Raw genomic sequence first — 11,300 nt, forward strand, 5'->3', positions numbered from 1 at the left:
ACAAATAATTTATTTTAAAAATACTGGGATCATTTTGGGAAACTATTCAATCTTTTTTTCACCTTCTTGGAAAACATATTGCAATATACATTTATGTATGTCTGTGATAACATTGCTATTGTTTTCATATCCTAGTTTCGGACAAGATAGAAACAAGCAACTCGCTAAAGCTGATCAAAGTTTTGAAGCATTAGCATATATTAATGCACGTGATATCTACCTAGATGTCGCTAGCCAAGGGTATTCCTCTTATGACCTATATAGAAAACTTGCAGACTCTTATTATTTCACTGGAGAATTAGAAGAGTCAATCCAATGGTATGAAAAATTAATTTCGAACTTTTCTGAAGAAACAAAACCTGAGTATTTATTTAGATATGCGCAAAGTTTAAAAAGTGCTGAGCGCTATGGTGATGCAGATGCTATTATGGAAAGATTTAACATTGTTACCGGAAACGATAAACGGGCAAAATCTTTCATTAACAAACGTGACTATCTGGATTTTATAGAAATGCAATCAGGTAAATATGATTTATACAAATTAAAGATTAATTCTGAGTATTCGGATTATGCACCAAGTTTTGATCATAGAGGTCAAATTGTTTTCGCTTCTTCTCGTAGTAAAAATTCTAAAGTTCATGAATGGAATCAAATGCCTTTTTTAGATCTTTTCTCTTCAACTATTAAGGAAGATAATATATCTACGGAGGAACCAAAAAAACTAAAAGGTAAAATAAACACTAAGTTTCACGAATCTTCTACTAGTTTTACTAAAGATGGAAACACAGTATATTTTACCAGAAATAACTTTACTAACAACAAACTGGGAAAGAATCGAAAAGGTGTGGTTTTATTAAAATTATATAAAGCTACTCTAACCAATCAAAGATGGACTAATATTACTGAATTATCTTTTAATAGTGATAATTACTCTATTTCTCATCCTGCCTTAAGTCCAGATGGCAAGCAATTGTATTTTGCTAGTGACATGAAAGGTACAAGAGGTAAATCTGATTTATTTGTTGTTGACATCCTCCCTGGAGGAAAATATGGGAAGCCAAAAAACTTAGGTGATGGTATTAATACTGAAGGTAGAGAGACTTTTCCTTACATAAGTGATAGCGGTCGATTATATTTTGCCAGTGACGGACATGTTGGACTAGGGGGATTAGATGTATTTGTAGCTATCTCCAAAGAAGATGGTACTTACGAAGTATTCAATGTAGGTAAACCGATAAACAGTCCTAAAGACGACTTCTCTTTTGTACTAAATGAAGAAAATAGAACAGGATATTTTGCCAGTAATAGAAAGGGAGGAAAGGGTAACGATGACATTTATAGTTTTAGGCAAACGGAAGAGCTAATTACATCTTGCAAAGAATATATTAAGGGTATCATTACGGATAATGAAACTAAAGAACCTTTAGCTAATATAGATGTATCTTTATTAGATACTGACGGAAATATAGTAAGTAAAATAAAATCCGATTATAATGGCTCTTATAGTTTTGAAGTTGATTGTGACAAAACATATATTATAAGAGCGTCTATTGAAGGGTTTAATCCTAACGATATCATTTTTAGATCAAAAACTTCTTATGAAACAACCAATAAAGTTCCTATTGATTTTAAAAGAGAGGAATTATTGTCCACTACTTCGGAGCCTGTTAATATTGGAGATGACATTGTGGCTCCACTACAACTAAGAACTATCTTTTTTGATCTGGATACTGATGAGATCAGACCAGATGCAGAAGCAGATTTGCAAAAGGTAATAACTGTTATGAAACAAAATCCTAACCTAAAAATTGAGGTTCGTTCTCATACGGATAGTAGATCCAGTTATTGGTACAACAAAAGACTTAGTGTAAAACGAATGCGAGCGACTGTGCGTTATATTATACGAAATGGCGGTATTAATTGGAGACGAATAAGAGGAAAAGCCTATGGAGAACGACGTCTTATTAATAAATGTACTAATGGCGTTCCTTGCACAGAAGAAGAGCATCAAGAAAATAGAAGAAGTGAATTTATTGTTAGAAAATAATAATGCCTGTTAAACATCAGCGTTAACTTTCAATTTTTCAAAATATTTTTTTGCGCAAATATTAACCTTTTTAGCCAGTAATAATCCAGAAATAACTGTAGGAATTGCCATTAATGCAAATGCACTATCAATTAAATTAATTGCAAAATCTATCTTAACTACTGCTGCTATTACTATAGATAGTATATAAATATAATTGTAATACTTACCATATTTTGGTTGCGTTAAAAATCCTAAACAAGTAACTCCATAATAGGAGTAAGAAAACAGGGTAGAAAAAGCAAACACAAGTACCATAATTATTACAACGCCATCTCCTATTCCATATGGTAAAACGGAATTAAATGCTTGTAACGTTAACGAAATTCCATTATCCTCAGAATGTTGCCATACTCCTGTTGATAAAATTGCTAACGCAGTTAAAGTACAAACTAATAATGTGTCAATTGCTGGTCCGAGCATAGCAACTAAACCTTCTCGAATAGGCTCATTAGTTTTAGCTGTTCCGTGCATCATTGGGGCAGTTCCGATTCCTGCCTCGTTAGAGAAAGCAGCTCGTTTTACACCAGTTTTAATTAAATATCCTAAAGCACCGCCAGCTGCAGCTTCTCCTGAGAAAGCATCAGAAAAAATCAAAACAAACATTTCAGGCACTTTATCAAATTGTAATACCAGAATAGTAAACACAGTGATAAAATATAGAACCACCATAATAGGCACCAGTCTGCTTGCTACTAAACCAATTCTTTTAATTCCTCCAAGAATTACGAAAGATGCAATAACAGCAAGAACAAGACCTATATAAAGTTTATCACCTTCATTCCAGTCTAATACATCTACTAATGTTTGTGTTAGTTGATTTGCTGTAAATGCAGGTAATGTTCCTATTAATCCTGCTAATGCAAAGAAAACAGCTAATGGTTTCCAACGTTTTCCTAATCCTTCTGTGATCACATACATTGGGCCACTAAGAGTAGTTCCTTCCTCACTTTTGGATCGATACATTACCGACAAGGAACAGGTATAAAATTTAGTAGCCATACCAATCAAAGCACTGATCCACATCCAGAAAATAGCTCCCGGACCACCCATAACCAATGCTATGGCCACGCCACTAATATTTCCCATTCCCACCGTAGCAGCAATTGCCGATGATAATGCCTGAAAATGACTCAGTTGTCCAGGAGCATTTTCTTTATCATATTTCCCTCTAAGTATATCAATAGCATGTTTGAAATATAAAAAAGGCGTAAAACGAGAGTATATCAGAAAAAATAATCCTCCACCGATCAATAGGATTAGCAGAGGCCAATCCCATATCCAAGAACTAAATGCTGCAATTGTGGTTTCTAAGGTTTTAATCATATTACTACATTGTATACTATAAATGTAGTTAAAAAAGAATTTTAAAATTGAAAGTATACTCCTGTTTGCGTTAAGTATAGTAGCAAGATACCGTGTACGTGGATAGCCTGACGACAAAAAAATTACTCTATACTTCTAATAAATCGTGGTTTATTTATTCCTCTATCATACATCACAATACTACCCGCTACAGCTACATTAATACTTAACTCTGATCTAAACTTAATTAAGAAATGTGATTTTTCTATAGCTATTTTAGATAACCCGTGATCTTCTGCTCCTAATAGATATACGCATCGCTTAGGATGATTAAAGGTTTCTAGCGCAACTGCTTTTTCTGTTAATTCTACACCTACCAGCATGGCTCCTTTGGGAAGGTGGTTATAAAAATCCTGAAAAGTATCATAATGAAAATACGGCATTGCTTTTACAGCATTATGTGTATCACAAGCTTGTTTAGCATAACGATTACCTATTGTAAATATATAGCTCGCTCCCATATTCTGAGCAGTTCTCCATAGAACGCCTAGATTCTCTGGTGTTTTCCCATTTTGAATTCCAATACCAAAAAACTCATTTTCAAAGTTATCTATCATATCACAAAAGTAAATAGTAAAGAATCTAATAGCAATAAAAATGGTTTGTAGAATAGACAATTCATTCGAATTATGTTAAAACCGTAATGAGGTTTACGAATTCTAAATTGATAGCAACGAATTCTAAAACCCCAACTTCACAACTAGATTAAGTACATAAATTCGTACAAAATAATCAACCTCAAAATATACTGTTATGAAAAAGATCATTGTTTTTTTCATCCTAATTATAGGATTTCAGTTTATGAAAGCACAAAGTTTTCAGAAAACGGGAAAGTACGCAGCAGTTACTGAAATTAAAGAGAATGGATCAGAACAACCAACTTGCATTGTTAATCTGGTACGTTTGGGGGGAATTTCAGAAAACTTAACTACTTTCACTATCAATGATATTGAGCTTTTTGAGGACATCTTTATCACCACCTTAGAGAATCCTGGTCTGGAAGGGGTCTCTGAGGTGATTAAGATGGAAGTGGAGTATTTATCGTGTTGTGCGCAGGTAGAATCTTACTATTTTATGGTAACTAATGAAGATAAACTTGTTTCACTCCCGCAATTAACTAATGTTTATTGTGAAAACTCAGACACCAATTCTCAATATACATTTCCAAGCCAAGAATATGGTATAAAAGGTAATATATTAGAGACAGAATATTTATATAACGAAAAATTAGAAACAAAATACGTAAATCTAAAATTAAGCTTAACCTGGAATGACAACAAAGTTAATACTCCAAAGAATACAGCAATTACCAGCTACTAATATTTTAAGTAAAGAGAACTATACTATTTATTACTCTATTATTTTATTGTACTGCATTGTTCTATTTTTTTTCACTATTCTATTAAGCTTTAAGGTTTTCTATTAATATATAAAACCAATGTATACAGCAGGCGCGTCCAATTATTTCCAATTGTTTTTCCCAAAAAAACTGCCTGCTTGTATACGGTTTTACAAAACACACTTTTTTATCTAAGTATTTAATGGGTTTACAAAACAAAAAAAACAGTTTGATTATATTTGTTATCAAACATTAGTTTTTATGAGCCCCAATCACTTTTCTTACTTACTTCTTATTGCTGTCATATGGATAAATTCTATCCACACATTATTTGCGCAGAATAATGGACTAAGAGCATACACATTAGAAGATGGGCTTCCTCAATCACAAGTATATGATATCATACAGGATGATATCGGGTATTTATGGCTCGGAACTCGAGGTGGGGGTCTAAGCAGATTCAATGGAGAAGAATTTAAAACATGGAATGAAGACGATGGACTATTGTCTAACTATATCCATTCTTTGAACTTTGCTAATGATAGTTTGTTTATTGGAACTAGAAGAGGACTTTCTATTAAAACAAAAAAGCAATTTCTGAATTTTGAAGGATTACAAATAAATAAAATATTCAGAATCCATAATAAAATTTATCTTGCTACTAACGTAGGGATTCATATATACACTCCAACTTCTGGATTAAAAAAAATACAATTAGATCCCAAAATAAATACTAGCATTGTAAATGATATAGTATTTGATGGCAAACTATTCTGGGTTGCCACGAATAAAGGACTTTGGAAACTAAATAAGATTGATAAGGATGCTAGTATTATGGTAAGACATAGTGCTTATAATTTTACTACTGCGCTATATCATAAAACAAAAGTATTTGCAGCTGCCATAAATCAAGGAGTCTTAGTTTTAAATACCAACGCAAAAAGCTATGGAAATAAATGGATACAAGAACCATTAAGCGTTAATAATATTTCTATTCTAGATACAGAATTGTGGTTTTCTACAAACAACGCCGGCGTCACCATATTAGATGCTACTAATTACAGATTAAAGAAAAAAATAAATCGTAAAAACGGATTAGCAGTGTCTAATATTAGAAAATGTATTTTAGACCGTCAATCCAACATATGGATTGCTACATCGGGAGGAGGATTTTATAAATATTCTCAAAATAATTTTACACACTACAATCAGGATACGGGATTAAAGGGAAATCGAGTATACGCTGTTCATACCTTCAATGACGAAATTTGGGCATCTAATTCGGAATCTGGACTTATAAAAATAGATAGTACAGGAATACACCAAATTAAACAAGACAAGAGGTTATCTGAAGTAAAAATCAAAAGTATTACTAGTGATAACAGAGGAAATATCTGGGCAGGCACAGAAGGAAAAGGTATTTTATTAAAAGAAATTAAACTTAAAGATAGTATCATCATTACCAATAAAAGCTCTAAAAATCCTGTGAGGGACACTATTACTAAAAAGGTAATTAAGAACTATATCATCAACAAAAAACGTGGCCTATCAGCCAACTGGGTAAGATCAATACATATCTCTAATGATACTGTTTGGGCAGCTACATACTCTTCTGGAATTACGAGATTTATATATGATTATAAAAAACATAAAGTACGATCCATACGAAGGTTCTCTAAAAAACGAGGAATAAAAGACCTAGAGATCAAACATATGGCATCTGACGGAAAAGGTAAAATATGGTATTCTACAGAAAATGGAAGTATTGGGTTTATTAAAAAAAATAAAGTCACACATCATCGTAATGTCCTTGATCAAAAAATCGCAATTAATTCTTTTGTTTTTAAAGACAACAAACTTTATCTAGGAACGGCAGGGCAAGGAATATGGTGGAGTAGTTTAGACGGGGATCTTTCTTTTAAAAAATTAAATGGGGAAAAGAATTTATATTCTAACAACATTTATCAAATGATATTTGATAAAGAAGAGAATCTATGGGTTGGAACCGAACGTGGTGTAGACCGTGTAGAGATTAATCTTCTCAACCAAATAAAAGATGTTCTTCATTTTGGAAGAAATGATGGTTTTTTGGGAATCGAAACCTGTCTTAATGCAATTTCTAAAGATACAAAAGGCAATTTATGGTTTGGTGCCATCTATGGATTAACTAAATATGAACCAGGAGAAATTGGTAAAGCCACTATTAAACCTGAGGTACACTTCGAAAATGTTGAAATAGCCTACCAAACACTGGATTCTATTAATCCGGATATATGGGCCAAAAATGATAACGTATTACAATTATCTCCAGAACAAACAGAATTATCCTTCAGCTATAAAACTATAGATTTAGATCATCCTAACGATATAGAATATCGTTATAAATTGAATAATACCGCCTGGAGCCCTTGGTCATCAGAAAAAAAGCAAAACCTGGCAGGTTTGGCTTATGGAGCACATTCATTTTCTGCTCAATCCAGAAATTATAGATGGGAAGAAAGCCAACCTATTACTTTCAAAATATTTATTGATAGCCCGATCTATAATAAAATATGGTTTCAGCTCACCATGCTTGGGATCTTACTTTTAGTGCTCACCATCATTACATTTTTATACATTAGAAAAGTTAAATTAAAAAACAATGAAGAACGAGAGAAATTGCAGATGCAAAATCATTTACTCTCTTTAGAACAAAAGGCATTGCGTTTACAAATGAACCCTCATTTCATTTTTAATGTCCTAAATGGTATCAAAGCTATGGGAACGAGCAACCCAACTAAAATGAATAGTACCATCAATACATTTGCTACACTTCTTAGAGAAACTCTATATAATTCTCGAAAAGATCATATTACACTTGATCAGGAAATGAAGACCTTAAAACACTACATCGAAGTAGAAAAACTAATGGCTAATAAGTCTTTTGAGTATACAATTACTATAGATTCAGAATTTGATCCGGAAGAGGTTTTGATCCCGCCGATGCTTATCCAACCTTTTGTAGAAAATGCAATACGACATGGTATCCTAAAAGGAAACCGAGACGGAAAACTAAAAGTATTTTTTGATACTGATGAAGAATTCTTACATTGTAAGATATTAGATAATGGATTGGGTATTTTTCAATCTCAAAAAGCAAAAACCAAAACTGATCATCAATCCATGGCTCTAACGGTAACTAGAGAAAGATTAGAATCAATCTCAGGAAAAGATGCACTACAGATAAAAGAAATTCTAGAAGAAGATGCATCTGTAGCCGGCACCGAAATATCGTTCAGAATACCATTATTAACAGACTATTAATAACCACTATGCTAACAGCTATTATTGTAGAAGATATGCCAGATGCGCTTCAACTTTTAAAAAGTGATCTGGAAACAAACCATCCCGAAATAAAAATTATTGATACTGCTCGAAGTGTCGTTGAAGCTGCTAAAGCTTTAAGAACTAATGAACCAGATATACTATTCTTGGATATCATGCTTGGTGATGGAACTGGATTTGATGTGTTAGAAATATTTCCGGAATTAAAATCCAAAATTATATTTGTTACTGCTAGTGATGAATATGCAATAAGAGCTTTTAAATTTGCTGCTATAGATTATGTCTTAAAACCATATTCTAATGAAGAATTAGCACAGGCTGTTGAGAAAGCGAAGCAACAAATCCAACCTAATAAGGAACGTCTGGATATACTTAAAGATACATTATCTGCCCCAGAGCAAAAGCCAGATAAAATATCGCTTCATACCTTAGATAAAATTATAATTGTAAGTCTGGATGATATCGTGCGGTGCGAATCTGATAGTAACAACACCATCTTTTATCTACAAGACGGTCAAAAGGTTTTTGTGACCAAAACTTTAAAATATTTTGCTGATATGCTTAAAAATTATCAGTTTCTGCGAGTTCATCAAAGTCATTTGATCAACTTACAATGTATCAGTGCTTTTATAAAAGCTGATGGTGGTTATCTCATGCTTAAAAACGGTGAAAATGTACCTGTATCCGTTCGTAAAAAGGTTGAGGTTATGGAAATTTTGGATAGTATGCATAGGTAAAATAAGTACTTAGTCGAATATAAGATCCTAGTACCTTACCCCCAAATCCCATAGTAATAGATAAAAACAATACGATTTTAGATATACTGCTAGCATCTCGTAAAATCCAAAACGGTTTTCTGCAACTATCGCATTACAACTTGCGTCTCTATACTATCCTATTTGTAGAAATTTATCCATATGAAAAACAAAAAACTTATAATACTGATCTTATTCAATGTATTCATTATAGCTAATAGCAATGCTCAAGATGAAACATCCTTTGATCCTCTAGAAAAGTTTTCCGCTGATAGCTTAAAAGTTTGGACAAAAGAACTTATGATAAGTATAGAAAAAGGACATCCTGGATTCTATAGATATACGACTAAAGAGTCTTTTGATAACATTATAGATTCGACTACTCAGACTATAACAGATTCATTAACAGCCATAGCGTATTACAGAAAACTCAAGCCTTTATTTGCGCAGATTGGTTGTCTTCACACTTCGATAAATTTATCAGAAAGCTACCATACGTATTTAGACGAAACCTACAAACTGCTTCCTGTAAACATATTCATAGCTAAAGATAAGAGGATTTTTATTACGGAGAACCTTTCGAATAATAAGGAATTGCCCATCAAAAGTGAGCTCATTACTATTAATGGTAAATCGAGCTCCGAAATATTAGAAACATTATTAAATACAATCCCTTCTGATGGTTATAATGAAACATTAAAAATACTTTTGCTCAATCATCGTTTTTCATTTTGGTATCAAAGTATTATTGAATGTGAGACTTCTTTTAACATTCAAGTGAAGGTTAATGACGAAATTAAAATGTTCCAACTGGATGGTATTGATAAGGAAGCTTTTCCTTCATTTCTATCGCAAGAAGGTTCAGATAAAGAACAACTACATTTAGAAATTAAAAATGATGTTGCATTTTTAAAAATTCGTTCTTTTGCCAAAACTACTATAAAAGAAAATGGTCAGAATTTCAGAAAATTCATAAAAAAAACTTTCCAAAATTTAAAAGATCAGGAAATCCAGAAATTGGTTATTGATCTTCGATATAATGCCGGAGGAACGGATGGTAATGCTGTATTTTTAGCAAGTTACTTTTTTAATAAGCCTTTTAGATATTGGGAAAAGATAGAAGTAACAGAACAAACTGCCGGGCAAATAACAGGAGTTAATCGGCTTTTTTACAAGAAACCTATAAAAGTAGGCGACGCATACCACTGGCAAAAAGCTAAGCAAACCAATGAATTTGATTACTATGAGATTCAAAATCCCGCTAAGAACAACTATAAAGGAGATGTTTATATCTTAACCAACGGTTTATGTATGTCTTCCTGTAGCGACTTTGTAGCAATTCTTGCAGAAAATAATATTGCCAAAATAATCGGACAAGAAACAGGTGGTGGATTTCAAGGAAACACTAGCGGAATGATGCCTGAAATCCCAATACACGGTAATATGTCGATTACAATACCATTACAAAAATATACTACTGCAGTAGACTCAAAAAAGAATTTTGGGAGGGGTACAATTCCAGATTTTATTATGTATCCAACCTTAGATGAATGGGTTTCAAAAAAAGATATTGAGATGGCTTTTATTCTAAATCATCTAAAGAAAAATTAAAACGACGTCTTAGATAGGAATAGATTTTACAAATGATTCTAAACCCAATCGTAATTACAAATCAATCTTATTCTTTTAAATCTTACCGTACACAGCATAGTATTTAGAAAATATTAGAATTTTCATTACAGGTTTCTACTTTCACATACTAGATTCAATATAAAAAATTCTAATAAAAGCATCCCTAAAGGGGAAACAACCCCTTAACAATCAGTTTTTTAACTCTTTTCTTACTATATATCTAAACTTATTTTTGTGACCACACAAAATTTAACTTTTAAACCAAACAACATGGTAGTTTCACACAAAATTAAAGATTATAGCACACTAATTATTAGTAATTATTCTGGAGGAAAACAAGTAGGCTTCTTGTATCTATATGATCCAAATAACAAATATTTGGGATATTTTGGAATCATAAAGGATGGACAAGCACTACCACAAAATGTACAGCACGCCAATAACATTCTTAACATTTATTTCCACGAAGCTGAGATGGAAACCTTGATTGATACGCTAAGAAATGAAGATCCAGTATATGTAAAGTTTCATACTACATTAAAATGGGGATCTCTTAGTACTGGTAAAGAACCTGTAGGTGAAGGAGAAGACACTCCATAAAATAAAAACACTATGCAGTAAGGTGTGATATTAACATTAACTAAGATTCATAATTTCTTTTTGAATATTACACCTTACCCAATTAACAGCTGATTTACAGCTATTTAAAATTATATTTAAGGGAATTTTCACAACCAAACAGTAGATCCTTAGCTTAATTTATTTAATTTTATAATACTTAACGTTTACCACGTATCAT

At 32.3% G+C, this 11,300-nt stretch carries 8 protein-coding genes; 6 read left to right on the forward strand and 2 right to left on the reverse strand.

From position 1 onward, the window contains the following. The first annotated feature begins 97 nt into the window (after positions 1–97). Entirely contained in the window at positions 98–2,047 is a 1,950-nt protein-coding gene (locus Q0829_RS15730) for an OmpA family protein (RefSeq protein ID WP_298544835.1), read from the forward strand. Between the two features lie 9 nt (positions 2,048–2,056). Here the strand turns inward: Q0829_RS15730 and Q0829_RS15735 are convergent, their stop codons facing one another. Next, positions 2,057–3,412, reverse strand: coding sequence for an alanine/glycine:cation symporter family protein (locus tag Q0829_RS15735; protein ID WP_366893404.1), 1,356 nt, complete (start codon positions 3,410–3,412; stop codon positions 2,057–2,059). A gap of 122 nt (positions 3,413–3,534) precedes the next feature. After that, positions 3,535–4,008 carry an RNA methyltransferase gene (locus Q0829_RS15740; RefSeq protein WP_298544838.1) on the reverse strand — a complete coding sequence of 158 codons (474 nt, stop codon included), beginning with the start codon at positions 4,006–4,008 and terminating at the stop codon, positions 3,535–3,537. 196 nt (positions 4,009–4,204) lie between these two features. Here Q0829_RS15740 and Q0829_RS15745 point away from each other — a divergent pair, with 196 nt between their 5' ends. The 5 genes from Q0829_RS15745 to Q0829_RS15765 all read left to right on the forward strand — a co-directional run bounded on the left by Q0829_RS15745 (position 4,205) and on the right by Q0829_RS15765 (position 11,101). Next, positions 4,205–4,771 carry a hypothetical protein gene (locus tag Q0829_RS15745; RefSeq protein WP_298544840.1) on the forward strand — a complete coding sequence of 189 codons (567 nt, stop codon included), beginning with the start codon at positions 4,205–4,207 and terminating at the stop codon, positions 4,769–4,771. Positions 4,772–5,051: 280 nt separating this feature from the next. Next, on the forward strand, positions 5,052–8,093 hold the full coding sequence (locus tag Q0829_RS15750; protein WP_298544842.1) for a two-component regulator propeller domain-containing protein: 3,042 nt from the start codon (positions 5,052–5,054) through the stop codon (positions 8,091–8,093). A gap of 8 nt (positions 8,094–8,101) precedes the next feature. Then, complete coding sequence (locus Q0829_RS15755; RefSeq protein ID WP_298544845.1) at positions 8,102–8,851, forward strand: LytTR family DNA-binding domain-containing protein; 750 nt, start codon at positions 8,102–8,104, stop codon at positions 8,849–8,851. A gap of 180 nt (positions 8,852–9,031) precedes the next feature. Further along, entirely contained in the window at positions 9,032–10,480 is a 1,449-nt protein-coding gene (locus Q0829_RS15760; protein ID WP_298544847.1) for a S41 family peptidase, read from the forward strand. Between the two features lie 291 nt (positions 10,481–10,771). Further along, on the forward strand, positions 10,772–11,101 hold the full coding sequence (locus Q0829_RS15765; RefSeq protein ID WP_298544849.1) for a hypothetical protein: 330 nt from the start codon (positions 10,772–10,774) through the stop codon (positions 11,099–11,101). The last annotated feature ends 199 nt before the right edge of the window (positions 11,102–11,300 follow it).

Source organism: uncultured Aquimarina sp. (genome assembly GCF_947492405.1).
Classification (GTDB): Bacteria; Bacteroidota; Bacteroidia; order Flavobacteriales; family Flavobacteriaceae; genus Aquimarina.

What these genes read in the sequence shown, in the direction of transcription:
- Q0829_RS15745 (WP_298544840.1), top strand. Translation starts at nt 4,205, where the DNA reads ATGAAAAAGATCATTGTTTTTTTCATCCTAATTATAGGATTTCAGTTT.
- Q0829_RS15730 (WP_298544835.1), top strand. Translation starts at nt 98, where the DNA reads ATGTCTGTGATAACATTGCTATTGTTTTCATATCCTAGTTTCGGACAA.
- Q0829_RS15765 (WP_298544849.1), top strand. Translation starts at nt 10,772, where the DNA reads ATGGTAGTTTCACACAAAATTAAAGATTATAGCACACTAATTATTAGT.
- Q0829_RS15735 (WP_366893404.1), bottom strand. Translation starts at nt 3,412, where the DNA reads ATGATTAAAACCTTAGAAACCACAATTGCAGCATTTAGTTCTTGGATA.
- Q0829_RS15740 (WP_298544838.1), bottom strand. Translation starts at nt 4,008, where the DNA reads ATGATAGATAACTTTGAAAATGAGTTTTTTGGTATTGGAATTCAAAAT.
- Q0829_RS15750 (WP_298544842.1), top strand. Translation starts at nt 5,052, where the DNA reads ATGAGCCCCAATCACTTTTCTTACTTACTTCTTATTGCTGTCATATGG.
- Q0829_RS15760 (WP_298544847.1), top strand. Translation starts at nt 9,032, where the DNA reads ATGAAAAACAAAAAACTTATAATACTGATCTTATTCAATGTATTCATT.
- Q0829_RS15755 (WP_298544845.1), top strand. Translation starts at nt 8,102, where the DNA reads ATGCTAACAGCTATTATTGTAGAAGATATGCCAGATGCGCTTCAACTT.